The following is a 25,909-nucleotide window of genomic DNA, read 5'->3' as shown; positions in this document are numbered from 1 at the left end:
CAGCCGCGCGGTACCGGCCTTCCCTCGTCGGCGAGCAGCGCTTCATAGATGTCGCGGATGATGCCAGTCTCGCCGTCGTCCTCGTGCAGGATCCGCCGCAGCGCCCCGATCAGCGGGTCGGTGAGCAGCTCAGCGTAGGGGCCAGGTCGCTGCCCGGGTGGAACGGACCGCAGTCCGGCAGCGCCGGGCCTCGGCCGACCAGCGGCCGGAACGTCCTCACCGAGTGGCGAGGCCGAAGTGCGGTGTCCCTGCCTTCAAGCCCTCTCCAGGCATGTGCGAGGCTCTGTCCCATGTGCTGCACTTTGATTCAGCGCCCTCACGCGCTCGTCTCGTCGCCCGGATGCCGCCAGGAGACGCGCTGTGCCGTGATCGCGGTGACGCCGTGAGTGAGACTGGGCAAGCGTTTCTGGCTTTCGATGGGAGCCAGACAATTTTTAGCGGCGCCCTCGCCCTGGCGATACCGGTAGCGATGCTAGCGGGCCTTGTATCGTTCCTCTCCCCGTGCGTCCTTCCCCTGGTTCCTGGATATTTATCCTACGTCACTGGATTTTCCGCTTCAGACCTCGCCGACGCAGAGGGCAGAAAGCGGGGCCGGGTCATTCTTGGCGCCACCCTGTTCGTTACAGGATTCACGCTTGTATTCGTATCCGCAGGCGCGCTTTTTGGGTCATTCGGGCACGCCCTCCAGCAGCATCAGCGGATTATTCAGCAAGCTTCCGGAGCTTTTGCGATTCTCATGGGTCTGACGTTCGCTGGATTGCTGCCGAACTTCGCTCAGCGCGAATTCAGATTGCACCGACGACCGATCGTCGGCCTGGTCGGCGCTCCTGTACTCGGCCTGGTCTTCGGCATCGGATGGACACCATGCCTGGGGCCGACCCTCAGCGCCGTGCAGGTGCTGGCTATGGAGCAGGCAAGTGCTGGCCGTGGAGCCCTGCTCGGCATCGCCTACTGCGCTGGCCTAGGCCTCCCCTTTCTGATTACGGCGATCGCCTTTCGTGGGGCACTGGGGACTTTCGGCTGGGTGAAGCGGCACTACCTGTTGATCATGAGGCTGGGTGGCGGCATGCTCGTTCTCACAGGAGTCCTATTGCTGACAGGCGCCTGGGACCAGGTAATCGGAACTATTCGGGACTGGGCAAGCGACTTCGACCAGTCCGGACTCGTGTCGATCTAGCGCCTCGGCCTGACGAGACAGTGAGGCGCTCACCGGAAGGCCGGTAGGCGCCTCATTTATCTCACGCTCGCCGCCTCAGCGGCGACAGCCGCGTTCAGCGGGTGACGTGGTGTCGGGGGCGAGAGATTCGGCACGAAGAGCATCCGGCAGGGTGGCGCGGCATCTGCAGGAAGCAAGCGAGAGCCTGATACTGAACGCCGGCTGAACAACCAAGGAGACTGCGCGCCTCAGTCCATGCCGGTGATGTCGCGCCACCGGGCCGACAAATGACCGTGAGCCGACGGGCTTCTGCTGCAGCGAGCGACGCCAGGGCTCGGGACCGGCTTCTGTAGTCCCGTGCCGCCGCGCCAGCAGTCACCGCACAGAGGCAGGCGTGGGCCGACACGACCACTGGCACCAGATGGAGACAGGACCGGCCTCGCTCGCCGCCGGCTGGTCGGGCAGCGAACTTCTCAAGCTCCTCCCACGCTCGGCCCCCATCACCCGAAGGAGCTGATCAGGGGCATCAAGTCCACCCGCAAACCATCCCAGCGGATGATTTTCTCGGCTGCCCCCGCACCGACGACGTATCGGCGTCCGAATTCAAAACATGGCCCCCGACCAGCCGAAACAACAAACGCTGCTAGATCACCGCCCACCGCTTCCCTACCCGGGCAGGAGTTGGTGATATTCGAACTCAATGCAGACAATGAAGACACAATAGGACATCTCTCCGTACGATCTAGTGGTACCGTTAAATCGATCAGAGGGTTCGACTAAATCCCTACCGCAGAAGATGTCTTATTCATTGGGGGGTTTCTAATGATCAAGGCCCGTATCTTCAAATTCATCGCGGCCGCCGCGACCATCCCTGTCCTGACCATCGGATTCGCCGGGCCTGCCTCGGCGGACGGAAACGTCACCTGGAAGAACGGAGTCGGCAACCCGTCCCACACCAGTAGCGGGGCAGGTCTCTACCTCTTCGCGAACTCAGCTGGCGGGCCCGTCGCAGTCGCCAACTACGCCTACGGTTGGCACGACGTCCAGAACAGTGACGGCACCTGGAACGAAGTCGACTCCTACGGGCGGTGCCTGACGGGGTACGGCAACCAGGCCTACACGGAGGACTGCAACTCCGGCCGTGACCAGACCAACCCGTTCCAGAGGTGGCGCGAAATCAACACCGGCTCCGGATTCAAGCTCCAAAACGTCTGGAGCGGCGGATTCCTGGACTACAGCGGCAACGGCGGCTGGGGAGGCGTCTACGTGAACGGGACCGACTGGAACAACGCGAACCAGCGCTGGTACTGATCCCGCCTCAGGAAGAACCCAGGTGCCGGGCGCACCGGCGGAACTGCGGTGGTCGTTGGTGTTGATCATTGCCAGTTCTCCCGACTTCCGTCGGTGAATTCACGCAATAATAGCAAAAAATAGAAAAGTCCCGGCCTCCGAGAGGCGGTCGGGACTTTTCATTCTGTGGTCGGGTAGCCGGTCACGGCAACGTGACCGGCCGCCCGACCACATTTCTTTGGGCGAAACGAGGGGTGCCGGGGCCGGTCTACAGCTCCATGTTCCATCCAGGCAACGTCGTTGAGTTCGACGTCGAGGCCACGGGCGCGGCGGCAGGTGCGCCACGATGACGCGATGAACAACAGCACCCAGGCGATGGTCGACTTCCTCCGCGACAAGTACCGCAGGAACATCGAGATGCAGGAGAACATCTTCACCGCCTTCACCGACGGCCGGATCGGCGTGGAGCTCGGCGTTTCCCCCGAGGCCCGGGCCGACTTCGCCCGCCGGTCCCTCCACGAGGCCGAGTCGATGCTGGAACTGTTCGAGACCACCATCGTGACCCACCTCGGCACCGCCGGCCCCATGGGCGCCATCGCCGAGCAGCAGCTGCGAATCCTCGCCCGGCCGTTCCTGTAGCCCAGGCCAACGTGTTCTCCCCGGCCAGCCGCAGGAACGATCCGAGTATGGACAAGGACCAGGAGCAGGCCGGCCCGGTCAACGCGGCGCGGGCCCGGGAACTGACCGAGCAACTGCGCACCGTGACCGAGGACGTCCGTGCCGCCGTTCTGGTCCTCGCCCGCCGGGTCCGCGCGGCCCACCAAGCCCGGGTGTGGACCGTCCTCGGGCATCCGTCGTGGCCGGCGTACGCGCTCACCGAGTTCCGGATCGGCCGCTCGACCGCCTACCGGCTGCTCGACCTGGCGGCCGTCGCCGAGGCGATCGAGGGCACCGTCCAGGCCGAGCTCGGGGTGTCCCACGCGTGGGACGGCACCGACCTGGTCCTGCCGGTGCGCGCGGTCGTCGACCTCAAGGGCCGCACCGCGGAGCTCACCGACCTGATCGCCGACCGCCTCACCGCCGCCCACCAGGACGCCGGCGGCGCCGCGATCCCGACCGGGACGGTCGGCGGGATCGTCGCCGCCGCCATCGCCGAGATCCGCGCCCGCCCCGACATCCCGGCCGCCGAGCTGGAGACCGGCCCCGCCCCGGACGGCATCACCACCGAAGCCTGGCGCCGCCACGTCACCACCGGCCGCGACGCGATCACCCAGCACCGCGCCGCCCAGCTCGGCATCGGCGCGCTCGCCCTCGAGGTGGTACCGGCCCACGTCTCCGACCGCCAGGCCGAGGACACAGGCCTCGCCCGCCTCGCCAACGACATCGGCATCACCACCGAGGAGATCCTCGCCTGCCGCCGCTACGCCCTTTCCGGGGACGTTCGGGCGATGGACGGCTGGTAGAAACCAGCAGGCCAGCGGCGGGGGCTTGACTGGTAAGTCCACAGGTTCAGGTATCACGTATTCCCGTCCGAGCCGGGGCGGGGCTCGCACCGAGTGATCGGCGTGAGCTCGGCGGCACCTAACAGCCTTCTGGTCCGCGCATCGGGGTGAACCCAGGGACCATGCATGTGGCAGTCACGGTCGAGGGCGGAAGCGGGCCCGAAGGTGGGGTGTGATGCAGGCCCCCGTCCCCGACGCGCAGAGACAAGGACGATCGTGTGATGGTCGACAGTGTCGTGGGAGTGCCGCTGGCGCCCGGTGCCCTTCCGCTGATCGGGCATCTCCTTCCTCTCGCCCGGGACCCGCTGGGTTTCATCACCAGCCTGCACCGCACCGGTCCCCTGGTCCGCCTCCAGCTCGGACCGCACCCCCTGGTCATGGTGTACGACCCGGCTCTCGTCCGGCACGTGCTCCTCAACCCCCGCACCTTCGACAAGCACGGCCCGATGTGGCAGCGCGCCCGCGAGGTGACCGGAAGCGGGCTGGCCAGCTGCCCCCACGCAGAGCACAAACGACTGCGGACCCTGGTGCAGCCCTCCTTCCACCCCGCCAGGATCCCCGCCTATGCCGCGCGGGTGACCGACGCCACCGACTCCCTGCTCGCAGGCTGGCAGGACGGATCGGTCATCGACCTGGGCGTGCAGATGATGGACCTCATCACCCGGGCCACCGTCGCCAACCTGTTCGGCACGGACTTGCCCGAAGCGGTCCGCGCGGCCGTCGCCGCCGACCTGAACACCCTCATCAAGGGCTTCCTGCCCAGGGCGTTCGCGCCCAACTGGATCACCGCACTCCCCCTGCCAACCAACCGCCGGCACCAGGCCGCCGCCACCCGCCTTCGCGCGGTCCTGGCCGACATCATCGACACCCGCCGCACCCACGAGGACGACTGGAGCAGGACAGGCTCCGGCGAACAGCGGCACGACCTGCTGGACGCCCTGATCAACAGCGAATCGCCTCCCGACCAGCCGGGCCCGGCGCCGGGGCTGAGCGACGAGGAGCTCACCGACCAGGTCGTCACCTTCTACGGTGCCGGTGTCGAGAGCACCGCCTACATCCTGACCTGGGCCCTGGCCCTGCTCGCCGCCCACCCCGACGTGGAGGCCCGTGTCCACGACGAGGTCGACCGCGTCCTCGCCGACGGTGCTCCCGCCCACGAGCACCTCGACGACCTGCCCTACCTGGGCCAGGTCATCGCCGAGACCCTGCGGCTGTACTCCTCGGGCTGGTTCCTCACGCGCACCGCCACGCACACCACCGAACTCGCAGGACTACCGCTGGCCGCCGGCACCCTCATCGGATTCAGCACGTACGCGCTCCACCGCGAGGACGCCCACTTCCCCGACCCCGAACGCTTCGACCCCGACCGCTGGTCCCACGCGCCCGACCGCACCACCTACATCCCCTTCGGCGCCGGCCCCCGCAAGTGCGTAGGCGACCGCCTCGCACTCGCCGAAGCAACCGCGGCCCTCGCCTCCATCACCCGCACCGTCCGCCTGATCACCGTCAACCGCGATCCCCTGCGCGCCCAATCGGCCATGCTGCTGCACCCTCGCCGAGTGATCATGAAGGTGGCCCTGCGCCGACCGGGAGCGCGCCCGGGACATCGAGCCTGATGTCCCCGGCAAGCGGTGTCCGATGCCCGTGTCAGGGCGGTGGCCGGTGTCCGTGACCGCCGGCGGCGTACCGGCTCCAGGTGACGCCCCGGTCTGCCGCGGCCTGCTCGGTGGTGAAGTCGGTGTAGCCGAGGGCCTTCGCGGCGACGGGCGGCGGCGTGTGCTCGACGAACCGGCGCAGTGCCTCGGCGCGGCCGACGCCGGGCGCAATGCCGGCGTCTCTGAGGATGGTCTGGAGGGCCCGTGCCGTCATGGGCTGGCCAGCCTGGCGCCCGGGGAAGAGCCACCGCCGGCTTCGCGCACTGGCGTAGGGCAGGCGGTGGTGGTCGGTGTTCAGGTAGTCCCGGATCAGGCCGGCGACGGGTTCGGGAACCGGCATGGGCGGCTCGCCCAGCGTGATCGTGAGCGCGGCGCCGTCGTCGGCGATGTGCTCGGTCGTGAGGTTGACGATGCGGGTGACCGGCTGGGCGTAGAGGAGGACAAGCGTTCCCGCAACCCTGGTGCGCCGGGGCAGGTCCTCGTCGCGGAGGACTCGGGCGAGCTGCCCCTCCGGAACGTATGGGGGTGCGGCCTGTGGTCGACCGCCGGAAGCCTGCGCGGCTCGTTTCAGCTTGGGCATGCAGCCGTTGTGCATGGCCCATCGCAGGAACATCTGGGCGGCCGTGTTGGAGTGCTCCCGGTGCCAGGCTTCGAGGTCCGCCTGTGTGCACTGCCCCGGGTCGAGTCCGCGTCGGTCCAGCCAGGCGAGCAGGGCGGCCGCCTGGCTGATCTGGTTGCGGGCGTACTTGATCTGGGACTGGCTGAGCGGTTCCTTGGCGGCTTTGGTGCGGAACCGGCGGGAGACGTGCCAGGTGTCGAACCGTCGCAGGAGCTGTCGGTGATCGGGGTTGTGGACTGCGGCAAGCCGATCGGCCAGCCACCGCTGGTAGAGCAGGAACTGACGGTCGCGCCGTGGCAGGACGCCGGTGTCCATGAGGAGGTCGCGCAGCAGTGCCGCGGTCCTCACCGGGGCGGCGTCCAGGCCGTCGTGGCTGAGCGGGACGCGTCCGGCCGCCAGGTCTTCCAGCAGGCGGGAGATGTGAGGGGAGCGGACCCACATCAGGCGGCTGCGCGGCCGGTCGGTGTCCACCACGGCGGCCATCACGGGTGCGAGGAACGGCTGCGGCCGACCGTCAGCGTCGGCGAGGAGTCGGGCGACCAGGTCGTGCAGCGTGCACCGCTCGCACAGCCGTCCCGGCCACAGATCGCCCTCGTGCGCGCACCGCTCGCAGGAGAAGTCCCGGTCGAGGCCGGCGCAGTCGCGGCAGACAGCCACCGCATGCTCGTCGCGCCCGGGCAGCAGCCGCTCGGTGCCGCACGCTGGGCACCGGCCGCGGGTTCGCACGGCCTTGCCGAAGCAGCTGCGGCAGACCGGGCCCTCGAAGTGGTGGCTGGTGGGCTTGGTCTGCTGGCAGCGGGCGCAGGGCTGGGCGGTGCCCACCGGTCAGTTCCCGGTGAGCCGGACCCGCTTGGGGCGGCGGGCACTCGGGTCGGGCGGGGTGTCCGCGCCGACGGCTCGGCGGGCGGAGAGGTTCTCGGCGGTCGTGGTGATCAGGTCGGACGGCGTGCAGTCCAGGACGTCGCACAGGGCGGCGAGCACGGGCAGGGAGAGGCGTTCAGGAGCGCCGGAGACCAGGCGGTGGACCTGGGACGAGGAGAGGGTGATGCCGCGTTCGCTTAGGTGCGGCATCAGGGCGGTGACAGTGAACATGCCGCGGGCGGCCATGATCTCGCGCAGGCGCCACTGGTAGGCGATCCGGCGGGCCATCAGGAAGTCCTCCCGGTTCCCAGGGCGGCAGCGATTCCGGCGTCCAGAGCCCGGCGAAGAGTGCGGGTGCGGTAGTCGGACGAGACGCAGGTGTAGATCGCGGTGGTGGAGGCGTACTCGTGACCGACCTGCTGCTGGACGAACAGCGCGTCGTAGCCGTCCTCCAGCAGGTGGGAGATGTAGGACCTGCGGAGCGAGTGGAACTCCAGGGCGGGGTCCAGGCCGATGGCGTCGCGGTAGGCCGCGAAAGCGGGAGTCCAGCCGCTGGAGTCCCAGCCGTGGGCCGCGTTCCGAGGGCCACAGGCCGGGAGCCTCGGCGTGCCGCATGCCCGGGCGGACTTCGGTGATCCACTCGTCCAGGATGTCGGGGGTCCACAGCCAGACGGTGAGCACGCTGCGGCGCTTGGGCGGCGAGCCACGCTTGGCCTTGCCGTGGCGGACCAGGAGCGTGCCGAACTCGCCGAACTCCTTGCCGTGCGGGTTGCGTCCGAAGTCGGTGAGGTCGAGCATCCGGGTCTCGTTGCGGCGCAGGCCGTAGCCGTAGGCGGTCTTGAACAACACGGCATCCCGGAAGGCCGGCAGCCACCCCTTGCGGCCCTTCCCCCGCACACGCAGCACCTGGTCGTCGGCGTGGTCGAAGAACGCCTCCAGCTCGGGCCGGGTGAAGGCCCGCCGCTCGGGCTCCCCCTCGGCTTGCACGGCCCGCAGATCGGCGAACCACTCGTCCGCGTGCGCCGCAGTCCACTCCCACGGCATCGCGTCGGCGTGATCGGCCAGAGCCCTCACCGCCCGCTCGTGGGCCTGAACGTACCCGGCCGACAGATTCCGGGCGAGCTGCTGGTTGCGCCAGCCTTCCAACATCGCCTCGAACACCTGCTGCTCAGGCCGCAGCAGCGGGAGACCCTCGACCAGCTGCAGCCTGACCGAACCGGGCGGGCAGGGACCTTCGGCCACGTCTCATCACTCTCCGCGCATCGCATCCGACGCGAGTTTCTCGCATCCGATGCGACCGCCCGGCGTTTTCCCAGCTCATTCCCCCGATAGAGCGAGCGCACGGCAGGGGAACACGCTCCTCCCCGCCACTGGCTGGCTGACGATCCTCCAGGCCAACGGCCAGGAACTCCTCCGGAAACCTTCCGGTTCAGGCCGTCGCGTATTCGCATCTGCTGCGACTTGCGACACTCCTACTTTTTGGCCCTCATTTGAGGGCCAAAATTTGAAACCGCCGCAGATCACGGGCCTGTGGCGGGGACGGTCGGGCCGATCAGATCTGCCGGTCCGGGTCGGAGAAGGTCAGGCCGCCGGCCGCGAGCGGACGCCGGGCCGGTGCGGGCACGGCTGCGGTCTTTCCGGGCGGCTGGCGGAAGTCGGCGCCCTGCTCGACTGGCAGCAGTCGGCGCCCGCCGAGATGAGCGAGCATGGGCGCGTCGGCGGTGTCGGAGGAGAAGGCGGGCATCGCAAGAGGACGGCGGTCAGTCATGATCACCATCCTCGCAGTTTGGGCGCGGCTGGGTAGGCCAAAGCGCTATGGGTGGCGAAGGCGATCTCGTAGGGCGCAGCCCTCGACGGCGACGACGGACAGCCGGAACGCCGTCGGTGGTCGGCTGCGGCGGCCGGCAATACCGCTGCTCTCGCCGCTGCGGGAGCGGTCAGCCCGTAGGCAATCCCTCCAGGCCGGCGAACCCGGCGTACCAGGCGATGTCCTGGACCGGGACGGGGCTGACCCCGAGTGCCGGGGCTACTTCGGCGAGCGTCACCGTGTCGCAGCCCTGCGCGGCGAACCGGTACTCCATCAGGGCGGCCCGTGAGGCTTCCTGCAGGTAGGGCCGGGAGCGCGCGATGAACTCCAGTTCCTTGAGCACGGTGGTCACGGCCCTGACCACGCTCCGGCCCCGATCAGTGCCCGCGATCAGCACATCGGCCAGTGCGTCCCAGCGGTCCGCGTACGGCCCGTCCGGGGCCGGCCAGCCCCGCTCGCCGGGCCGCGGGAACTCGCGCCCGAGCCGCGCCCAGAGCAGCAGTTCGTCGGCGAGGAGGTCCACGCGGATGTCGCCGATCTCGCCGGTGCGCATCCGCAGCCGCAGCGACTCGGCGAGGGTTGAGCAACGACGATGGCGGCCGGCGCGAGAGCGTGGGGTGACGTGCAGGAACAGGGGCGGGGCAGGACGACGAGGGGGTTGGGGTCACGCCGGTGCCTTGCCCCCGACAGCGCGGCCACCGTTCGTATGCTTGTGCAGGGGCGGTGGCGGCACCCCCGAACTCGGAACGGCGCCGCGCGCCGCGGAGAGGGGCGTGGGTATGTGGAAGCGGACGAGGCGCACGGCCTGGTCGATCACCTACTTCCTGCTGGGCGGTGCGTGTCTGCTGGTCGCCGTGATGATGGCGATGGGCCTGGCGGCGAAGTGGGCCCGCGAGGGGGTGGAACACCCGGAATACCTGATCGTGCTCCTGATCCTCGGCGCGCCGGGCGTGGTGCTGACGTTCCGTGCGCCGGTGTTCGGCGTCTCCTACGGGCCGACCGGGCTGAAGTACTCCGGGCTGCTCGGGTCGCGCTCCTACGTGTGGGCGGACATCCGGGAGGTGCGGGTGGCCGTCCTGGAGGGCACGGTCTACTCGTCCGACGTCCCGGAACTGGTGCTGGCCTCCGGCGGGACAGACCAGTTGCACATGCTGGCGGGCCACGGCTCGGGCTGTACCAACAAACGGGTCAAGCGGCAGGTGGCCGAGTTGGAGGCGGCGCGCACGGACGCGTCCTGACTCCCCGGCGGCGCGCGGTACCGACAGTGTGCCGGTCCTCGGCCCCTTCACCGGGCAGGGAGTGCCGAAGACCGGTCTCGCGCCGGCGCCGGATCAGGCACACCCCGCCGTCGTGGACCAGGGCCGCGCGCACCCGCTCCCGGACCGGCCCGGTCACCGTGCCGGTGGTCACCGCCGGGCCCAGCACGCAATCGCTACCGAAACCCGGCCCCGGGCCGGTCGGCCGGGCACCGGCCGCTGGGCACAAAGGAGCCGGATCCAGCCGCACGATCCCAGGGCCGCACCCGGCGACGGCGCGGCGGGCGGCGCTGGGACGGCCGCCGAATGTGACACCGTGTGGTCACCCACCCTCACCCAACCCGTCCCGACCCTCCGGCCGCGCCAGCAGCACCACCAGGAGAGCGAGCACACCCAACGCACCCCGGCCCGGACCACGACGTCCTCCCCGTCCAGCGCTCGCCCCGGCGGGGCGGACCCGGGGGGGAGCTCCGGCCGACCCCCTAGGCTCGGGGAGGGGCCCGATGGCTCCGGCCGGGTACCCGCTCGGCCAAACGGGCCGACGGTGAGGAGCGGTGGCGGTGGCGATGCGGGAGTATCCGCTGGTGGGCGGACCGGTGGAGGTGCGGGGTGCGCTGGAGCTGGAGAGGACGGCGGCGGGGGTGCTGCCGCGCCGGTTACCGGCGTGGACCACGGAGCAGTACCAGGACCCGTCGATCTACGGGGGAACGGTGATGCCCTCCGGCGTGCGGCTGGTGTTCCGCACCGATGCGCGGGTGCTGGAGTTCGAGCTCCTCACCTCCACGGGGCAGCTCGACGGTGAGCCCCGGCCGCGGCCGACCGGGATGCTGGATCTGACGGTGGACGGCGCTCTGGTCGGGCGCCAACGGGCGCCGTTGGGCCATGTGGTGCGCATGGCGGGCCCCGGGACCGCGCAGCGGCTGATACCGGGAGAGCCGGGAACGGCGCGGTTCGACGGGCTGCCGGCCGGCCTGAAGACCATCGAGCTGTGGCTGCCGCAGCAGACCCCCACGGAACTGGTGGCGCTGCGTGCCGACGGGGAGGTCCTGGCGCCGCTGCCCGACGGCCGGCCCCGCTGGGTGCACCACGGGAGCTCCATCAGCCACTGCCTCCAGGCCGACGGCCCCACCGGCACCTGGCCCGTGGTGGCGGCGTCGCTCGGGGGCGTGGAGGTGGTCAACCTCAGCCAGCCGGGCAACGCCATGCTGGACCCCTATGTCGCCCGGACGATCCGCGACATGCCCGCCGATCTGATCAGCCTCAAGACGGGCGTCAACATCGTGGCGCGGGCCGCCTTCCGGCTGCGGACCTTCGGCCCGGCGGTGCACGGGTTCCTGGACACGATCCGGGACGGGCACCCCGACACACCGCTGCTGGTGATCTCCCCGGTGAGCTGTCCGGCGCTGGAGGCGCGCCCCGGCCCGACCTCGGTGGGCCCGGACGGGAGGATCACGGCGCTGGGCGACCCGGCCGATCCGGCCGGTGGGGCACTGTCTCTGCAGATGGTCCGGGAGGAGCTGGCGAGGATCGTGGCCCTCCGGCAGGCGCACGATCCCCACCTGCACCACCTCGACGGGCGCGACCTGCTCGGTCCGGCCGAGGCCGCCGACCTTCCCGACGGGCTGCACCCCTCCGCGGCCGCGTACCGCCGGATGGGCGAGCGCTTCGCCGCCCACGCCTTCGCCGATCAGGGCCCGTTCCGGGCCCACCGACACGCGGAACCCACCGGCTACCAGCGGGGCGCAGCAGGGGTGTAGCAGGGGTGTAGCAAGGGTCGCCTTGCTGCGCGGGGAGCGGCAGCACGCCCGGGTGCAGCAAGGGTGGCCTTGCCGTACCCGTGGCCGTCCGGTCCGGCGGGCGGTTGCGCGGGCACGGCGACTTTTCCGCTGTCCTGGCTGCCGCTGTCCTCCCCGACCGACCCTGCCGCGCTCCGCCGGGGCCGGGACGCCGGGCAGGCCGCGGCCGTGTGGGTGCGGGAGCCGGCCGGCCGTCAGGGGAACGAGGACCACGCCCGGGGCCCTGGAGCACGCGGCCGCGGGGATCGAGCGGGCCGGCCGTCAGGAGGTGATTCCCGGCGGCGACGGCCGGCTCGCCGAGGAACCGCGCTACTCGCTCTGCGCGGACGTGCTGCTGGGCGCCACCCACACCGCCCCCTGCCCGACCTCGCGCCGGGCGAGCGGATGCCGCTGGTCGCGGTGTGCGCGCTCGCGGCCGCCATGCCGTCCCGCGTGCTCGGCGACCTGCCGCGCGTGCTCACCCCGCTCGGCGGCGAACTGGCCGCCGCGACCACCGCCGGCCGCGCCGCCACCACGGCCGCCGGTTGTGCGGGGTGAGCGTGAGCGGGCGCCGGGTGCTCGGTCCCGGCGCCGCCCGGGTGCCGGCCGATACCGTCCGGGCGCCCCGCAGTGCGCCGCCGTGGTCGCCGGCCGCCGTCGAAGGGGCCCTGCGCGCCGTGCTGGAGGAGTGCGGGCGGAGCGCCGGGCCGTGGCGGGAGTCCTTCGAGGAGTTGGACGAGGACGCAGCAGCCAGCCGTCCTTGCCCCGCGGTATCAGCGCCCTGATCCCGAACGCCGTACCCAGGCCACGCCCGGCGAGCTCGCCGCCGCCCAGGTCCTGCGCCTGCGGTCGGTGGCCGTCCCGGTGCCGGTTCTCGCCGCGGCCGCCGCGCTGATCGCCCCGCAGCTGACGAGCGAGGACCCGGCCGCCCGGGAAGCGGCCGGCGCCGTCCACGCCCGGCTGCTCGGCCCGTAGACGGCCGCCCACCGGCTCGGGGGGTGCGGCGCGGCGCCCGGGAACCGGGGGCCGGGGGCCGGGGGCCGCGGGCCGGGGGCCGCGGGCCGCGGGCCGCGGGCCGGGGGCCGCGGGCCGCGGGCCGCGGGCCGGGGCATCCGGGTCAGGGCAGTGGCACGGCGTCAAGGCAGGTATGGCGGCCGGGCCCCGGCAGCGCGGTGAGCGGCCGGGCCTCCTCTCCTTCGATCGCCACCCGGAATGCGCCCGCCTCATCCGCGTACACCGGTTCCCCGGCAGCGGTGTACGTACCGGTGAGGTGGACGACGACGACCTCGGGCGGCCCGTGCCGGCCGGGCGGGCCGGGCCGGGTGACCGCGTAGCGCTGGGGTCTGTCCATCGGTCGCCTCGCCTCGTCCGGTGTGCGGTGGGGTGCTTGCCAGGGCGGCGCGGAGCGCTCCCGCGCTGGCGGGTGGGGCCCGCTGCTTCAGGCGACGGCGGCCAGGTCCGCGCGGCCGAACAGCAGGGCGTAGCCGCGGGGCAGGTGGGTGAGGAGGCGGTCGGTGAGGGTGTCGTCGGTGAGGGTGGTGAGGGCGGCCAGGACGGAGGAGGCGTCCCAGCGGGCGGCGGTGAGGCTGGTGCCCAGGGTGTGGGCGAGGCTTTCGACGAAGGCGGGGGCGGTGACGGGACGGGGCAGGGGGATCTGGGCGGCGAGGACGGCGCGGGCCCGCTCGGGCAGGGCGGCGGCGAGGTCACAGCGTTCCTCGCCGGTGAGCTGGGATCCGAGGAGGGCCAGGACGGCGTCGAGGACGCGTTCGGCTTCCTCGTCGGTGGGGTAGCGGCCGAGGTTGCGGACCTGTTGGAGGAGGTGGCGGTAGCGGGTCATGACCGTGGGGCCTTCCAAGGGGGGCGGCCGTCGGCGGAACGGCGGCGTGTGCGTGGTCAGGGCCGTCCGCCTGTGGCCGGGCGGCCGAACAGCAGGTCGTAGCCGGGCGGCAGCTGGAGCAGGACCTGGTCCATGAGGTCGTCGCCGGCGGCGTCGGCCACCGTGGACAGGACGGCGCCGATGTCCCACAGGGCCGTGGCTTCGGTGGCGCCCTCGATCCAGGCCGCGGTGGCGCGCACGAACCTCTTGGCGCTGAGGGGCTCGGCGGCCTGCAAGGGGTTGAGCAGGATCAGGGCCATGGTGTCCGGCAGTCGGGCGGCCAGTTCCGCGCGTACCTTGCCGATCAGATGGGCGCCGAGCAGGGCCAGGACGACCCGGGCGGCGCGCTCGGCTTCCTGCGGGGTGTCGTACTCACCGCGTTCCCGGATCTCGTCCAGGAACGCCTCCCATCGAAGAGTCACTGCGGTTCTCCCTTCGTCGACAGGGGCCGGCGCGGCCGGCGCCCTGTCAGGGCTCGGCGGTCAGGCGCCGGTGAGAGCGGGTGAGCTTCAGCGGCCGCACCGCACGGCGGCCGGCCCCGTGCGGGACCAGGCGCCTGCCCCCGCGGTCGGCCTGGGTGCGGGCCCGGACCAGGGCGCCCGGGCCCGCGCGGTCCATGAACGTCACCTCCGCGAGATCGAGCACCACCTCCTGGTACGAGTCGAGCGCGGCCGGCCGGAGCGCGGTGCGGCGCGGTGCGGCGCGGGTGCGGTGCGGGTGCGGGCGGTGTCGAGGTCGGTCCCGCCGTGCGCTCGCGCGATGAAGGGCGGGTCGCTCCGGCTGTTCATGGCGTTTGCGCGTCGCCGCGGGTAGGCCGGTCGGGGTGGCGCTGCGGGCAATCGGGGTTCCGGCCGCCCCCGTTGATCGAGGGGGGAGCGATCAGGGGGCGGCCGGAACGGCAGCGGGCCGGTCAGGCCTGGATCTGCTTGCGCTCGCCGCTGTGGCTGATCGCGACCTTGCGGGGCTTGGCCTTCTCGGCGACCGGGATCTTCAGGGTCAGCACGCCGGCGTCGTAGTCGGCGGTGATCCCGGCGGGATCGAGGGTGTCGGAGAGCATGACCTGGCGGGAGAAGACGCCGAGGGGGCGCTCGGACAGCTCCCACTTCACGCCCTCGCCCTCCTGGCGCGGGCGGCGCTCGGCCTTGACGGTCACCATGTTCCGCTCGACGTCAATGTCGATCGCCTCCGGGTCCACCCCGGGCAGGTCGAAGCAGATCACGTACTCGTCGCCGGCCCGGTAGGCGTCCAACGGCATCGGAGCCGGACGCGACCAGGTCCCCGTGTTGCCCAGGAACTGCTGGGTCAGGCGGTCCAGCTCGCGGAACGGGTCAGTGCGCAGCAGCATCGCGAAACACCTCCATGGATCGAATGGGTGCCAGTGCGCTTCACCTGACACCGTTCTAGCACGTCATCCATCCGATGACAAACTCTGGGCGTCGTCCATAGAATGACAGCATGAGCCAGAAGCCTCCCACGCCCGCCGCAGCAGCCCCGGCCCCGCCGCCCGGCCCGGTCTCCTTTCTCGCCGCCGCCGCCGCGCTGGCCGCCATCGACGACGCCGTACGCACCGCCCAGAACCCCGCGTCCCGGCCCCCGGCCGCCCCTGCCAGGCAGGACGGGCAGGACGGGCGGGAAGGCCCCGAGCAGGCCCTGGCCGCACTCGTCCTGCTGCGCGAACTGCGCGGCCGGCTCGCCGGCTGGGAAGCCGGCCTGGTGGAGAGCGCCCGGCAGGCCGGCGCCACCTGGGCCGACCTCGCCCAGCCCATGGGTGTCGCCAGCCGCCAGGCCGCCGAGAACCGCTACCTGCGCCTCAAGCCCGCCGCCGGCGACGCTTCGCGGTCCGCTACCGGCGCCGAACGGGTCAAGGCCGTCCGCGACCGGCGGGCCGCCGACCGGTCGGTCACCGTCTGGGCCCGCGACAACGCCGCCGAGCTGCGGGTCCTCGCCGCCCAGATCACCACGGCCGCACTCGCTCCCGGCGCCCGTCCCGCCCAGGCCGCCCTGACCGCCGCCCTCGGCGCCACCGACCCCGCCGACCTCATAGAGCCCCTCACCGCCATCCGCCCCCACCTCGGCACCGGCCAGGGCGACCTCGCCAGCCGCCTCGACGCCCTCACCCACCACACCACCCGGCTCCGCGATGACAGCGACCGACGCCGCGCCTGACCCTGTCGCCGCCGCCGAAAGGCGCTGGCAGGACCTCCTGGAGCAGATCCACGGCCTCGAAGCGCGAGTGGCCGCCACCACGAGCACCGTCAACGCCGCCCTCGACCACCACCTCGCCCGGCTCGACGCCCTGCGCCGCCACCTCGCCCACCCCAACTGGCCACGGCCCGCCCCTGATCCGGGCACTCCGCGGACCGCACCGGCGAACAACCGGCCGGCCTGACGAGGCCGGGAACCACCGCAACCACCCCGGGCCGCCGCAACCGGATCCCGTGTCCCGCCGGCGCACCCAGGTGGCCGGTCGGCGCTGGGGTCTCGGCGACGTACCGGCTCCGGGCGGCCCCGGTGTCCGCCGCGGCCCGCTCGGTGGGGCCGGGCGCGACTTCCGAGGGCCTGGCCGGGTTCACCGGCCATGACGAACGTGATCACTCTGCCCGCGCCCACCGATCCGCCCACCGATCCGCCCACCGGGGACGAGGACCGGGCGCGGCAGCACGCGGTGAACGGGCCGCTCGCCGAGGCGGGCGAGGCGGGCCGCCGGGCGGCCGGGCGGCCGGGCGGCCCGGTGGGTGCGCGACCTCGCCGGGCGGCAGACCGAGGAGACGCACCGGACAGTGCTGGGGCGGAGGCACACCGGACGGTGCTGGGGCGGGCGGCCGGCGCCGTCGCGCAGGCCCGCGGGCGGGAGGTCGTGCCGGGCGGCGAGGGGCAGCCGGACGGGGAACTGGCCTACGACCTCGGCGCCGGGTCGTCACCGGCAGTCCGCTCGCCGCCGGACTGTCCGAGCCGGCGGTCGGTCAGCGGGTCGCGCTGGCGGCGGTGTGCGCCGGCCGCGGCGATGCCCCGCACGGTGCGCGGCGATCTGGAGCGCGAGCCGGCCGTGCCGGCCGCCACGACGGACGCCGCCGCCCAAGCCGGCCGCAGCTCGGCGCACGGCCCGCCGGTTCAGCGCCCGCTCCCCTGAAGGACGCCGGCCTCGGCGGTGGCCGGGCCGGTGCGGACGGAAGGCCGCACACGCACGCCTCCAGCCGCTCAGCCGTTCCGGGCACCGTCTGCCGCCCGCGACGTCCTCGTCGCGGAGTCGTACGTCCAGCTCGCGGCCGATCGCGACGACGCCGTGTCGCGCGGGCGCAGCAGCGCGGTGCCCACGCAGCGGGCCGGCGGTGTGGCGGGCAGGGTGCGGTGCGCACCGCACGCGCGTTGACCTGCGGCGGGGAGTTTGGCGGGGCGGAAGTCACCGCCCGTGCGGGGCGGAGCTCACCGGGCCGGGCACGAGGGGAGACAGGGCACGGGCGAGCGGTGGGCGATGCGTGCCGGGGACGTCGTTCTCGGTGAGACCCGCATCGCGAGCATTCCGCAGCGGCTGCCCGCGCGGATCCGCAACGAGCCGGTCAGGACCGCCGCCCGGTGGCAGGCCGGGACGCAGCCGCACCTCGCCCGCGGCCGGCGCATCACGGTGACCGTGAGCGGCTCCCGCGAGGAGCCGGACACGGTGGCCGCCAGCCGGGACGTCCCCGTCGGCAGGGCCGCGCTGCGGCTGACCGCCGAACAGGCCGCGGCCCTCGGTCTCGCCGAGGGCCAGGAGGCCAGGAGTACGAATCACCGGCACCGGACCGACGCCGACGGCCAGGCCCTCACCTTCCCCGGCACGGTCACCCGCACCGTCCCGGCCCGCCGGCCGCGCCCGGCCCGCGAGCGGCTGGGGCTCCACCCGGACACCGAGCACTTCCACCGCGCGCCGGTGTGCCGGGACACGGACGGCATGACACCGGAGGAGATCGACCGGGCGGCCGGCAAGGCGCCGGAGCAACTGCACCACGTCCGGGGCCTGGCGCTGGAGGACCCGAACGCCGACCACGCGGTGCTCCCCCGCGCGGCGGACCACCGCGAGTGGCTGCGGATCGCCGAGCGGATGCGCACGGCCGAACTCGCCGCCTACGACCCGCGGGCCGATCCGGACGCCGTCGCGCACCCGCCACTGGTCCGGTCCCGGCAGACCTGACGACGACCGGCGGTCCGGGCGGCGGGACGCCCCACCCCTTGTCCCGGGCCCGGCGCCGGGTGCCGCTCCCCGGGCAGCCGGCCGACCTGTCCTGACCGAGCGCGGCGCCACTCGCGTTCGAGGACCGGTGACAAGCACACGAGGACCCGAAAGACGCCCCGTCCAGGGACGCCCTTCGACGCTCCTGGCCAGGTCCAGACCTGACCTGACCGGACCGCTCACCGAGGCGGCGCAGCGGGCCGGCGGGCCCCACTCGGTCAGCCGCACGCACTTCCTCAGCACGAGCGGCGAACGACACCGGCCCTCAGGATCGACAGCGGGACACGTGTCGCAGCACGCCCCGGCGGTCGAGGGTGTGCTGTTCACGCCTTGCCGCCCGTTCCCGGGCCACGGCATGCGCCTGGGACGAAGCCACCACCGGTGGCCGGTGCGCGCGCCGCCCCGACCACTCCGAACACGAAGGGATCAACCGTGGAGCTCAAGGGAAACCTCGTCCGGATCGCCGGTGCGGGTGCGGCGGTCGCGCTCGGCTCGACGCTGCTGGTCGGCGGCGCCACCCCGGCGCACGCGGTGACCTACTACCAGGTAGCCGTCTACAACACCAACTCGTGCCTCCAGGTGAACGCCTCGACGGTCCCGGGGAACGTCATCCTCGGCACCTGCGACCGCAGCGCCAAGCAGGTGTGGACGATCAGCGGCGGCGTCTTCACGAACCCGGCCTCGAACCACTGCCTGGACGGAAACGGCGCGGACGTCTACACGTACCCGTGCAACGGTGGCGCCTACCAGAAGTGGACGACCACGTCCGGCAGCCCGAAGTCCATCAGGCACACCTGGAGCGGCAAGTACCTGGACGCCAGCGGAAGGGCCGGCGCCGAGGTCGGCTTCCAGCCCACCGCCTCGGCGGCGGCCCGCTGGGTGATCAGCGTGGTCGGCTGACCCCAGGACCGCAGAGCCCGGGCATCCCGTTCCCAGGAGAGGACCTGGCGAAATCCCGGAACGGCTCCCGCGTGCGCCGGAGGAGCCGGCGGGCACCGCGGTGGTCGAGAAGCTGGATGACCCGGTGCGCCTGCCGTGCGCACGCGGCCGGATCCGACCCGGACGTACCCGGCGACCCGGTTCCCCGGAACCGGGATCACCCCTGGACGGGAAGGAGCGGCCGGGCCGGACCGGCGGCGGCGAGGCCCTGATCGAGCGCCAGGCGCAGCAGAGTGAGGGCGTCGGCGGCGCCGGCGGACAGCCAGGGGATGCCGTCGGCGGCGCCGGCGACCGGGCGGCCGGAGATGAGGGCGATCCAGCTGCCCGCGCCGTCGTAGACCTCGGTCCCTCCCGCCAGGCGGCCGCGGTGTTCGGGGACCTGGGTGTCGGGGTGGCCGGGCCAGGTGAGGCGGACCAGTCCTGCGCCGAACGCGTAGTCGCGGCGCGGGCCGCCCAGGCCGCCCAGGCCGCCCAGGCCGCACAGGGTCGGCGGCGTCGAGCCGGTGGCGGCCGCGAGCGCCAGGTCCGGCACCGGCACCCCGCCGGACGCGGCCGGTGCCGAAGCGGGCGCCGGAGCCGAAGCCGGAGCGGGCGCGGAGGGCGGGATCGCCGGAGCGGGCGCGGAGGGCGGGATCGCCGGAGCGGGCGCCGGAGGAAGACATCGAGGGCGAGGCCGGCACTGCGGTAGGTCCGGGGACAGCTGAAGCGGTCGGCGACGATGCGGCCGGGCCGGGCTATCGGGCATCAGCCAGGCTCGGCCGTCCCCGCGTTCGAAGCACTTGACGGTGGCTTCGCCGTCGGTCATCGCGGCCAGGGCGGGACGGGCGACAGCGCGCTCCGTACGGGCTGGCGGGAGGCGCGGCACAAGGAGACCACGTCCTCACGCTGTGCGGGTGCGCGGCGCCCGCACCGCGGCCCTGAACGCGGCCAAGGACCTCTACGGCGCCGCCAGCGCCGAGTACGCCACGGTCGCCGCCGCCGGGACCGCCGTCGACGCCGCCTGAGCCGCCGGCCCCGCCCGACGGCCGCCCGCGCCTACCCCGGCCCGACCAGCCCGCACTCGTACGCGAAGATCACCGCCTGTACCCGGTCCCGCAGACCCAGTTTGGCCATGACCCGGCCGAGATGCTTCTTCACCGTGGGCTCCGCGAGATCGAGGGCGGCGGCGAGTTCCGTGTTGGTCAGGCCGCGGGCGGCCCCCAGCAGGACCTCCCGCTCGCGCGCGGTCAGCACGCGCAGCCGCTCCGCGTCGCCCCCGCCGCCGCCCTCCCCGGCGGCGGGAAGCCGGTGCGCGAAGCGGTCCAGCAGCCGCCGGGTCACCCGGGGGGAGAGCACGGCGTCCCCCCGGGCCACGTCGCGGACCGCCCCCAGCAGCTCCTGCGGCCGGCTGTTCTTCAGCAGGAAACCGCAGGCCCCGGCACGCAGCGCCTCGAAGGCGTACGCATCCAGGTCGAAGGTCGTGAGCACCAGCACCCGCGTCCCGGGCACCTCGCGCAGCAGGCGCCGGGTCGCCTCGATGCCGTCGGTGCCCGGCATCCGCACGTCCATCAGCACCACGTCCGGCCGCAGCCGCCGCGCCAGCTCCACCGCCGCCGCCCCGTCAGCCGCCTCCCCGACCGGCTCCATGTCCGGCTCGGCGCGCAGGATCATGCCGAACGCCAGCCGCAGCAGCTCCTCGTCGTCCACCAGCAGCACCCGCACGCTCACGGCGCGCCCCCTAGATCCAGCCGTACGAAGACCCGCCAGCCGCCGCCCGGCCGCGGGCCCGCCTCCAGCACCCCGCCGAAGGCCGCGGCGCGCTCCCGCATCCCCGTAAGACCCCGCCCGGACCCGGCGGACCCGGGGCGCCCGGCGGATCCCGGCCGCCCGGTCCCCGCGGCCGGCCCGTCGTCGGTCACCTCGACCGTGACCGCCCCGGGCGCGCAGGACACCCGCACCTCGGCGCGCGACCCCTGCGGCGCGTGGCGCAGCGCGTTGGTCAGCGACTCCTGGACGAGCCGGTGCACCGTCAGCTGCGCCGCGGCCGGTACCCCGGCGGCCCCGCCGTCCACCCGCAGCCGGGTCACGAGGCCCGCCGCCTCCATCCGCTCGCACAGCGCCCCGAGCTGCCCGATCCCCGGCGGCGACCGCCGGTCGTCCCCGGGCCCCGCGCCGGGACCGGCGCCGGGCCCGGCGTCGGGACCGGTGTCCTGGAGCAGGCCCAGCGCCCGCCGCATGTCGGTCAGCGCCTGCCGCCCGGTCTGCGCGATCCGGGCCGTCACGGCGCGGGCGTCGGCCGGCCGCGCGTGCCCGAGCGCGTCCGCCAGCGCCACCACCACCGACAGGCCGTGCGTCACGCTGTCGTGCAACTCCCGTGCGATCCGGGCGCGTTCCTCCTCCACCGCCCGACGCTCCCGCTCGTCGCGGTCCCGTTCCAGCCGCGCCAGCCGCTGCGCCAGCGCGGCCCGCCGGATCCGGGCGTTCGCCCCGAGCAGCGCGCTCGCGGCGACCGCCGCCGTCATCGCGGCGGCCGACGCGAGGAAACGGCCCTCGGGCGCCCAGCGCGCCGCCGCCAGCACCGCCCCGGCCACCGCCACCAGACCCGCCGCCCACGCCGACCGGGACGGCGCCCGCGCGGTCACCGTCCCGAGGGCGACCAGCAACGCCGCGTCGGCCGGCAGCTGAACACCCAGCAGCCACTGCCCGAGCGCCGCGGCGGCGATCACCCCGAACGCGGCCCGCGGCGCCCGCCGCCGCCACACCAACGGCAGCACCAGAGCGGTCTGCAGCACGAAGCCCGTACCGTCCGCCACCCGCCCCGGCCCGAGCGTCACCAGGAACAGGGCCACCGCGAGCGCGGCGTCCGCCACCAGGGGCGGCACCCGCCCCGCCGGCCAGGCGAGGGCGCCCGGCGGGCCCGTCCGTACCGCGCCGGTCCCCGTCATCGTGTCCGTCCTCACGTCCGCGTCGTCCGGCGTCCTCGCCGGAGCCCCACCGTAGGGCCCCCGCGCCCGCGAAGGCGTCCGCCCACCGGCGGAGACCGGGGGCTCCCCCGGGACACCGGCGGCTCCTCCGCGCGGAGGAGCGGAGGAGCCCTGGGGCGACCCGCGCCCGCCGGCAAGATCGTCCCCCGGCAGGGCGCCCCGCACCCCCCGGCGGCGGAACCCTGATAACGACCCCGCAGCCGCACCGCCCGAGGAGCCCGCCCATGCCCCCGACCCGCCGCGCCCTGCTCGGCACGCTCGGCGCCGCCGCGCTCGCCACCACGGCCGCCGCCCCCGCCCCCGGACACCGCCCGGGGGCCCCCGCCCCGGGAAGCCGCCCCGCCGCCCCGGCCGGGGGACACGGCCCCGCACACGCCCCCGGCACCCCCGTCCCGCCGCACCTTCCCGCGCCCACCGGGCCCTGGCCCGTCGGCACCGTCGCGCTGCACCTGATCGACGACAGCCGCCCCGACCCCCTCCTCCCCGCCAAGCCCTACCGGGAACTCATGGCCGGCCTCTGGTACCCGGCGCAACCCGGCACCGGGCACCCGACGGCCCCCTGGCTGCCCCCGGCCGCGGCGGCCGACTGGGACGCGCACTGCGCACCGGCCCTCGGTGTCCCCGCCGGCGCCGCCGACTGGCCGGGGATCAGGACCCACGCCCGCACCGGCGCGCCCGTCGCCCGCCGCGCCGGCCGGCTGCCCGTGGTGCTGTTCTCCTCCGGCGACGGCGGCTCGCGCGCCCTCGGCACCACCCTGGTCGAGGAACTGGCGAGCCGCGGCCACCTCGTCGTCGCCCTCGACTCCACCTACGAGGCCGAACAGGTCGAGTTCCCCGGCGGCCGGGTCGAACGCGCCCTCCCCCTCCCCGACGACCTCACCCCGGAGGTCATCGCCGCCCTCCTCGCCGGGCACTGCCGGGCCCGCCTCGCCGACGCCCGCTTCGTCCTCGACGCACTCGACCGGCTCGCCCGCGGAGACCGCCCCGACACCGGCACCGCCCCGCTCCCGGACGGGCTCGCCGAAGCCGCCGACCCGGCCAGGACCGGCGTGCTCGGGCAGTCCCTCGGCGGCTCCGTCGCCGCCCAGCTCGCCCACGACGAGCCCCGCGTCCGCGCGGCGGCCGACCTCGACGGCGCCCTCCTCCCACCCGTCGCCGACAGCGGCCTCACCAAGCCCTTCCTGCTGATGGCCTCCGGGACGAAAACCCTGCGCACCGAACCGAGCTGGGCCTCCTGCTGGGCGGCGTCCACCGGCCCCCGACACGCCCTGCGGCTACGGAACTCCGCCCACGGCTCGTACACCGACCTCCAGGTCCTCCTGCCCCAGCTCGTCCACCGCCTCCCGGTCCCCGACACGGCCGGACTCATCGGCACCGTCGACCCCCAGCGCTCCCTGGCCGCCCAGCGCACCACCGTCGCCGCGTTCTTCACGCGGTACCTGACGGGGCGGCCCACCGGCTTCCTCGACCGGCCCGGCGACGACTGGCCGGAGCTGGAGGTACTGCGCTGAACCGGCCCGCCCGGCACCCCTCGTGGCGCCGGGCGGCACGGCCGTCCGGCCAGTAGCGGGGCGGGCCGAGACACGGAGCCGGCACGACCGGAGGACGGACCCTCTGTGCTTTCCCGCAACCCCGGCGGCGGGCGCGGCCGCGTAGTCCGGCGCTGGGCGGAGCCCACGGCCGAGGAGAGGTCGGCCGTCACCGGGCTGCCTACCGCCCGCTCAGCCGCCGGGCGGTCCACCAACCGGCGCGGCGCCGGATACCGCTGCGCCTACAATTGGACCCCGAGGTGGACCCACTGTGCGAAAGCCGCGGTGAGCGCCGTCTCGGTGCCGGGCCGCCAGCGGTTCAGGGCCAGATCGGTGGCCGCGGCCCGTACCGCCGGGCTGTCGAGGGCCAGGACCGCCACCACCGGCTCCAGGTCCGCCGCCATCTCGGCCGGTGTCCAGCCCCTCGGGTAGTCCAGGCTCTCCCCCAGCAGCACCAGCATCGGCCGCAGGGACGACTCCGCCTCTTCCCCGGCCGCGGCGCGCAGCGCCTCGAGGACTTCCCGCAGGGCCCTCAGAACCCAGGCGGGGAGGACGTAGAGGACAACGGGGGGCGCGGTGTCCTGTGCGGCGGCGGTGAGCTCGGCGGCGATCTCCCCGATGACCTCGCCCGCCATCTCCAGGGTCAGGGCCGGGAGCGGGTACTCGTACGGACGGACGTCGGCCGCCGCGGCGGTCAGGCCGAGGACTTCCGAGAGGTAGGCGGCGTGCTGGATCCAGGCCGGGTTGCCGGGCAGGATCCGGGGCAGCTCCAGACCCGCCGGGCTCTTCGTCGTCACGGGGCGAGTATCCCGGCCCTACGGCGACCGGCGGGCGGATCCGGCGAAAACCCCGTCTCCGCCAGGAACCCGGCGGTACCCGGCGGGGCCGGGGTACGTTCAGCGCGATAGGTGGTGGCTGTCACCGGCGGCTCCAGCCCTGACAGGCGGGCTCGTGCCATGTCGTCCGGGCCACCGCCCGCCCGGGGAGATGTGCTCGTTCGACCGGGTCCGGCAACACCCGCCCCTCGGCTGCAGGCGGGCGTGTGCCGGCGGCCTCGCCGCACGGGCTGGGGCGGCGAGGCAGGCACGGCGGGCCGGACGGCGGCGGCGCCTGGCCGGGGGTGTCGTCATGCCGCCGTCCGGCCCGCCCCACTGTCGCGCCGAACCTGCCCGCCACCCGGACGGCCCAGCCGTGGCCTGAGGGTGGGTCAGGAGCAGACACCATGGAGTTGCCGAGTCCGGATTCCGCTTCGGCTTCGGTCCTGGCTCGGTACCGTCTGCAGTCATGATGACCGACGTGTCCGGCCCCGCTTGGGCCCCGCCCGATCCCGACGACGACGACGGTCGCGGAGACGATGTCGTGGCCGCAGGCAAGAAGCACGATGACGATTACGACGAGCGGCAGGACAGCTGGCACGGCCAGGTGCTGGCCCGAGGGCGGCGCGATGTCCAGGCAGGGGTGTGCAGTGGTGGTGGGGAGGGTGTTCACGGTGGTCACGTTCCTTTGATCCGGGCTTGTGGTGCCGCTGCGGCCCGGGATTGCCGCCCGGGCCATGACATCAACTCTGGCATGGCATGACGGATCGTCAGGACTATTTCAGAGGGGTCGTTCTTCCGGATCGTTCGACTTCACCGGCCGTTGCACTGCGCGCCCGCACTGGGCGCAGGGTGGTGGGAGTGTTGCCGGTAAGCGAACAACAGCCGTGCGGCACACCCCGGCGGGCGTTGACCGGCTTGATGCCTCGCTTCCAGAGCAGTCAGCGGTACTTGTCGAAGTCGTAGCCACGGTCGGCGAACAGCCGCCTCGGCCGGTGGCGCGGCCGACCGGTTCTCCCGTGGATGTGCGGGATCGCGTCCAGGAGCGGTAGCAGCTGGGTGACGTCGTGGCGGTTGCCGCCGGTCAGCGTGATCGCCAGCGGTGTGCCGCGGCCGCCTATGATCACGTGGTGCTTCGAGCCCAGCCGGGCTCGGTCGACCGGGCTCGGCCCCGTTTGGGGCGGCCACGACGGGCCTGGCGGTGCGAGCCGTCGATCACCGCCCGTGACCAGTCCAGCTCGCCGGCGCTGTGCAGTTCGGTCAGCAGCCCTTGGTGCAGACGGTCCCAGACTCCGGCCTCGCGCCAGTCCCGCAGACGTCGCCAGCAGGTCATGCCCGAGCCGAAGCCGAGCTCCTGCGGCAGCCACTCCCACTGGATCCCTGTGTGCAGCACGGACAGGATCCCTTGCAGGCAGCCCCGGTCGTTCAGCGGCGGGCGACCGATCCTGCGAAGCCGCTGCTGCCGATTCGGCAGCAGCGGCTCGATCCGGCCCCACGGGTCGTCCGACACCAACCACGGCGGTCCCTTCCCCACGGCCTACTCAACGAGCCGATGGACGAACAGACATGGGCACCGCGTTGTTCCGTTAGCTCCTCTAACTATTCGACCCATCTTCGCATTCGAGAGCCTCCAGAAATATCAAATCCTGAGCGACTCCA

At 73.5% G+C, this 25,909-nt stretch carries 29 protein-coding genes and 1 pseudogene; 15 read left to right on the top strand and 15 right to left on the bottom strand.

Features of this window, described 5'->3' with window-relative positions; translation table 11 throughout:
• The first annotated feature begins 382 nt into the window (after positions 1 to 382).
• The 5 genes from ABT238_RS33475 to ABT238_RS33455 all read left to right on the top strand — a co-directional run bounded on the left by ABT238_RS33475 (position 383) and on the right by ABT238_RS33455 (position 5,564).
• Entirely contained in the window at positions 383 to 1,177 is a 795-nt protein-coding gene (locus ABT238_RS33475) for a cytochrome c biogenesis CcdA family protein (protein WP_350802974.1), read from the top strand.
• Positions 1,178 to 1,978: 801 nt separating this feature from the next.
• Positions 1,979 to 2,467, top strand: a complete 489-nt coding sequence (locus tag ABT238_RS33470; RefSeq protein ID WP_350802968.1) for a ricin-type beta-trefoil lectin domain protein — start codon at positions 1,979 to 1,981, stop codon at positions 2,465 to 2,467.
• Between the two features lie 333 nt (positions 2,468 to 2,800).
• The gene (locus ABT238_RS33465) at positions 2,801 to 3,085 is read left to right on the top strand and encodes a hypothetical protein (protein ID WP_350802964.1); all 285 of its coding nucleotides are present in this window, start codon (positions 2,801 to 2,803) and stop codon (positions 3,083 to 3,085) included.
• Between the two features lie 47 nt (positions 3,086 to 3,132).
• Positions 3,133 to 3,909, top strand: a complete 777-nt coding sequence (locus ABT238_RS33460; protein ID WP_350802960.1) for a hypothetical protein — start codon at positions 3,133 to 3,135, stop codon at positions 3,907 to 3,909.
• A 260-nt stretch (positions 3,910 to 4,169) separates the two neighbouring features.
• Positions 4,170 to 5,564: a cytochrome P450 gene (locus tag ABT238_RS33455; RefSeq protein WP_350802955.1), complete on the top strand. Its 1,395-nt coding sequence runs from the start codon at positions 4,170 to 4,172 to the stop codon at positions 5,562 to 5,564.
• 31 nt (positions 5,565 to 5,595) lie between these two features.
• Here the strand turns inward: ABT238_RS33455 and ABT238_RS33450 are convergent, their stop codons facing one another.
• From ABT238_RS33450 to ABT238_RS33430, 5 genes are all read right to left on the bottom strand, one after another.
• Positions 5,596 to 7,044, bottom strand: a complete 1,449-nt coding sequence (locus ABT238_RS33450; protein ID WP_350802945.1) for a hypothetical protein — start codon at positions 7,042 to 7,044, stop codon at positions 5,596 to 5,598.
• Positions 7,045 to 7,047: 3 nt separating this feature from the next.
• Positions 7,048 to 7,371, bottom strand: coding sequence for a helix-turn-helix domain-containing protein (locus ABT238_RS33445; RefSeq protein WP_350802941.1), 324 nt, complete (start codon positions 7,369 to 7,371; stop codon positions 7,048 to 7,050).
• The gene (locus ABT238_RS33440) at positions 7,371 to 7,937 is read right to left on the bottom strand and encodes a tyrosine-type recombinase/integrase (protein WP_350802934.1); all 567 of its coding nucleotides are present in this window, start codon (positions 7,935 to 7,937) and stop codon (positions 7,371 to 7,373) included. Before ABT238_RS33440 ends, ABT238_RS33445 begins: the two co-directional genes overlap by 1 nt.
• Positions 7,938 to 8,635: 698 nt before the next feature.
• On the bottom strand, positions 8,636 to 8,851 hold the full coding sequence (locus ABT238_RS33435; RefSeq protein WP_350802929.1) for a hypothetical protein: 216 nt from the start codon (positions 8,849 to 8,851) through the stop codon (positions 8,636 to 8,638).
• Positions 8,852 to 9,020: 169 nt separating this feature from the next.
• The gene (locus ABT238_RS33430; RefSeq protein WP_350802924.1) at positions 9,021 to 9,443 is read right to left on the bottom strand and encodes a hypothetical protein; all 423 of its coding nucleotides are present in this window, start codon (positions 9,441 to 9,443) and stop codon (positions 9,021 to 9,023) included.
• A 226-nt stretch (positions 9,444 to 9,669) separates the two neighbouring features.
• Here ABT238_RS33430 and ABT238_RS33425 point away from each other — a divergent pair, with 226 nt between their 5' ends.
• From ABT238_RS33425 to ABT238_RS33415, 3 genes are all read left to right on the top strand, one after another.
• Positions 9,670 to 10,128: a hypothetical protein gene (locus ABT238_RS33425; RefSeq protein ID WP_350802919.1), complete on the top strand. Its 459-nt coding sequence runs from the start codon at positions 9,670 to 9,672 to the stop codon at positions 10,126 to 10,128.
• 584 nt (positions 10,129 to 10,712) lie between these two features.
• Positions 10,713 to 11,903, top strand: coding sequence for a GDSL-type esterase/lipase family protein (locus ABT238_RS33420; RefSeq protein WP_350564864.1), 1,191 nt, complete (start codon positions 10,713 to 10,715; stop codon positions 11,901 to 11,903).
• A 423-nt stretch (positions 11,904 to 12,326) separates the two neighbouring features.
• Entirely contained in the window at positions 12,327 to 12,479 is a 153-nt protein-coding gene (locus ABT238_RS33415) for a hypothetical protein (RefSeq protein ID WP_350564691.1), read from the top strand.
• A 559-nt stretch (positions 12,480 to 13,038) separates the two neighbouring features.
• Here the strand turns inward: ABT238_RS33415 and ABT238_RS33410 are convergent.
• The 5 genes from ABT238_RS33410 to ABT238_RS33390 form a co-directional block, all read right to left on the bottom strand.
• Entirely contained in the window at positions 13,039 to 13,272 is a 234-nt protein-coding gene (locus ABT238_RS33410) for a DUF6296 family protein (protein ID WP_350802910.1), read from the bottom strand.
• A gap of 87 nt (positions 13,273 to 13,359) precedes the next feature.
• Positions 13,360 to 13,758 (bottom strand): DUF2267 domain-containing protein, encoded by a 399-nt coding sequence (locus ABT238_RS33405; RefSeq protein ID WP_350564694.1) that lies wholly within the window; start codon positions 13,756 to 13,758, stop codon positions 13,360 to 13,362.
• Positions 13,759 to 13,814: 56 nt separating this feature from the next.
• Complete coding sequence (locus ABT238_RS33400; protein WP_350564696.1) at positions 13,815 to 14,219, bottom strand: DUF2267 domain-containing protein; 405 nt, start codon at positions 14,217 to 14,219, stop codon at positions 13,815 to 13,817.
• Between the two features lie 46 nt (positions 14,220 to 14,265).
• Complete coding sequence (locus ABT238_RS33395; protein WP_350803022.1) at positions 14,266 to 14,637, bottom strand: STAS domain-containing protein; 372 nt, start codon at positions 14,635 to 14,637, stop codon at positions 14,266 to 14,268.
• Positions 14,638 to 14,707: 70 nt separating this feature from the next.
• Entirely contained in the window at positions 14,708 to 15,142 is a 435-nt protein-coding gene (locus ABT238_RS33390; protein ID WP_350564700.1) for an Hsp20/alpha crystallin family protein, read from the bottom strand.
• Positions 15,143 to 15,252: 110 nt separating this feature from the next.
• Between ABT238_RS33390 and ABT238_RS33385 the strand changes: the two genes are divergently transcribed.
• From ABT238_RS33385 to ABT238_RS33365, 5 genes are all read left to right on the top strand, one after another.
• On the top strand, positions 15,253 to 15,963 hold the full coding sequence (locus ABT238_RS33385; protein ID WP_350564702.1) for a hypothetical protein: 711 nt from the start codon (positions 15,253 to 15,255) through the stop codon (positions 15,961 to 15,963).
• A complete protein-coding gene (locus tag ABT238_RS33380; RefSeq protein WP_350564703.1) occupies positions 15,938 to 16,186 on the top strand; it encodes a hypothetical protein in 249 nt (82 codons plus the stop codon). Before ABT238_RS33385 ends, ABT238_RS33380 begins: the two co-directional genes overlap by 26 nt.
• A 189-nt stretch (positions 16,187 to 16,375) precedes the next feature.
• On the top strand, positions 16,376 to 16,927 hold the full coding sequence (locus ABT238_RS33375; protein ID WP_350802893.1) for a hypothetical protein: 552 nt from the start codon (positions 16,376 to 16,378) through the stop codon (positions 16,925 to 16,927).
• Positions 16,928 to 17,269: 342 nt separating this feature from the next.
• Complete coding sequence (locus tag ABT238_RS33370) at positions 17,270 to 17,965, top strand: hypothetical protein (RefSeq protein ID WP_350802888.1); 696 nt, start codon at positions 17,270 to 17,272, stop codon at positions 17,963 to 17,965.
• Positions 17,966 to 18,436: 471 nt separating this feature from the next.
• Complete coding sequence (locus tag ABT238_RS33365) at positions 18,437 to 18,904, top strand: RICIN domain-containing protein (protein ID WP_350564709.1); 468 nt, start codon at positions 18,437 to 18,439, stop codon at positions 18,902 to 18,904.
• A gap of 196 nt (positions 18,905 to 19,100) precedes the next feature.
• On the opposite strand, the gene ABT238_RS33360 is transcribed toward ABT238_RS33365, so the two are convergent.
• From ABT238_RS33360 to ABT238_RS33350, 3 genes are all read right to left on the bottom strand, one after another.
• A complete protein-coding gene (locus tag ABT238_RS33360; protein ID WP_350802878.1) occupies positions 19,101 to 19,475 on the bottom strand; it encodes a hypothetical protein in 375 nt (124 codons plus the stop codon).
• 503 nt (positions 19,476 to 19,978) lie between these two features.
• The gene (locus ABT238_RS33355) at positions 19,979 to 20,650 is read right to left on the bottom strand and encodes a response regulator transcription factor (RefSeq protein ID WP_350802874.1); all 672 of its coding nucleotides are present in this window, start codon (positions 20,648 to 20,650) and stop codon (positions 19,979 to 19,981) included.
• Positions 20,647 to 21,867: a sensor histidine kinase gene (locus ABT238_RS33350; protein WP_350802869.1), complete on the bottom strand. Its 1,221-nt coding sequence runs from the start codon at positions 21,865 to 21,867 to the stop codon at positions 20,647 to 20,649. The genes ABT238_RS33355 and ABT238_RS33350 overlap by 4 nt, the downstream gene beginning before the upstream one ends.
• Positions 21,868 to 22,130: 263 nt before the next feature.
• Between ABT238_RS33350 and ABT238_RS33345 the strand changes: the two genes are divergently transcribed.
• Positions 22,131 to 23,417, top strand: a complete 1,287-nt coding sequence (locus tag ABT238_RS33345) for an alpha/beta hydrolase family protein (protein ID WP_350802862.1) — start codon at positions 22,131 to 22,133, stop codon at positions 23,415 to 23,417.
• 260 nt (positions 23,418 to 23,677) lie between these two features.
• Here the strand turns inward: ABT238_RS33345 and ABT238_RS33340 are convergent, their stop codons facing one another.
• Positions 23,678 to 24,232 (bottom strand): hypothetical protein, encoded by a 555-nt coding sequence (locus ABT238_RS33340; protein WP_350802858.1) that lies wholly within the window; start codon positions 24,230 to 24,232, stop codon positions 23,678 to 23,680.
• 487 nt (positions 24,233 to 24,719) lie between these two features.
• Here ABT238_RS33340 and ABT238_RS33335 point away from each other — a divergent pair, with 487 nt between their 5' ends.
• Complete coding sequence (locus tag ABT238_RS33335; protein WP_350802852.1) at positions 24,720 to 25,013, top strand: hypothetical protein; 294 nt, start codon at positions 24,720 to 24,722, stop codon at positions 25,011 to 25,013.
• A 181-nt stretch (positions 25,014 to 25,194) separates the two neighbouring features.
• On the opposite strand, the pseudogene ABT238_RS33330 reads toward ABT238_RS33335, so the two are convergent.
• Positions 25,195 to 25,784, bottom strand: a pseudogene (locus ABT238_RS33330) (IS5 family transposase); the annotation flags it as partial.
• Positions 25,785 to 25,909: the final 125 nt, after the last annotated feature.

This window comes from Kitasatospora sp. NPDC001527, from assembly GCF_040298605.1.
Lineage (GTDB): Bacteria > Actinomycetota > Actinomycetes > Streptomycetales > Streptomycetaceae > Kitasatospora.
Note: the sequence above shows the minus strand (reverse complement) of the source record. Positions and strands in the feature narration are given on the sequence as shown.

Excerpts from the sequence above, each read along its gene's own strand:
- ABT238_RS33470 (WP_350802968.1), top strand. The coding sequence starts at position 1,979 with ATGATCAAGGCCCGTATCTTCAAATTCATCGCGGCCGCCGCGACCATC.
- ABT238_RS33465 (WP_350802964.1), top strand. The coding sequence starts at position 2,801 with ATGAACAACAGCACCCAGGCGATGGTCGACTTCCTCCGCGACAAGTAC.
- ABT238_RS33460 (WP_350802960.1), top strand. The coding sequence starts at position 3,133 with ATGGACAAGGACCAGGAGCAGGCCGGCCCGGTCAACGCGGCGCGGGCC.
- ABT238_RS33455 (WP_350802955.1), top strand. The coding sequence starts at position 4,170 with ATGGTCGACAGTGTCGTGGGAGTGCCGCTGGCGCCCGGTGCCCTTCCG.
- ABT238_RS33445 (WP_350802941.1), bottom strand. The coding sequence starts at position 7,371 with ATGGCCCGCCGGATCGCCTACCAGTGGCGCCTGCGCGAGATCATGGCC.
- ABT238_RS33440 (WP_350802934.1), bottom strand. The coding sequence starts at position 7,937 with ATGCCGTGTTGTTCAAGACCGCCTACGGCTACGGCCTGCGCCGCAACG.
- ABT238_RS33435 (WP_350802929.1), bottom strand. The coding sequence starts at position 8,851 with ATGACTGACCGCCGTCCTCTTGCGATGCCCGCCTTCTCCTCCGACACC.
- ABT238_RS33430 (WP_350802924.1), bottom strand. The coding sequence starts at position 9,443 with ATGCGCACCGGCGAGATCGGCGACATCCGCGTGGACCTCCTCGCCGAC.
- ABT238_RS33425 (WP_350802919.1), top strand. The coding sequence starts at position 9,670 with ATGTGGAAGCGGACGAGGCGCACGGCCTGGTCGATCACCTACTTCCTG.
- ABT238_RS33420 (WP_350564864.1), top strand. The coding sequence starts at position 10,713 with ATGCGGGAGTATCCGCTGGTGGGCGGACCGGTGGAGGTGCGGGGTGCG.
- ABT238_RS33415 (WP_350564691.1), top strand. The coding sequence starts at position 12,327 with ATGCCGCTGGTCGCGGTGTGCGCGCTCGCGGCCGCCATGCCGTCCCGC.
- ABT238_RS33410 (WP_350802910.1), bottom strand. The coding sequence starts at position 13,272 with ATGGACAGACCCCAGCGCTACGCGGTCACCCGGCCCGGCCCGCCCGGC.
- ABT238_RS33405 (WP_350564694.1), bottom strand. The coding sequence starts at position 13,758 with ATGACCCGCTACCGCCACCTCCTCCAACAGGTCCGCAACCTCGGCCGC.
- ABT238_RS33390 (WP_350564700.1), bottom strand. The coding sequence starts at position 15,142 with ATGCTGCTGCGCACTGACCCGTTCCGCGAGCTGGACCGCCTGACCCAG.
- ABT238_RS33385 (WP_350564702.1), top strand. The coding sequence starts at position 15,253 with ATGAGCCAGAAGCCTCCCACGCCCGCCGCAGCAGCCCCGGCCCCGCCG.
- ABT238_RS33380 (WP_350564703.1), top strand. The coding sequence starts at position 15,938 with ATGACAGCGACCGACGCCGCGCCTGACCCTGTCGCCGCCGCCGAAAGG.
- ABT238_RS33375 (WP_350802893.1), top strand. The coding sequence starts at position 16,376 with ATGACGAACGTGATCACTCTGCCCGCGCCCACCGATCCGCCCACCGAT.
- ABT238_RS33370 (WP_350802888.1), top strand. The coding sequence starts at position 17,270 with ATGCGTGCCGGGGACGTCGTTCTCGGTGAGACCCGCATCGCGAGCATT.
- ABT238_RS33350 (WP_350802869.1), bottom strand. The coding sequence starts at position 21,867 with ATGACGGGGACCGGCGCGGTACGGACGGGCCCGCCGGGCGCCCTCGCC.
- ABT238_RS33345 (WP_350802862.1), top strand. The coding sequence starts at position 22,131 with ATGCCCCCGACCCGCCGCGCCCTGCTCGGCACGCTCGGCGCCGCCGCG.
- ABT238_RS33335 (WP_350802852.1), top strand. The coding sequence starts at position 24,720 with ATGATGACCGACGTGTCCGGCCCCGCTTGGGCCCCGCCCGATCCCGAC.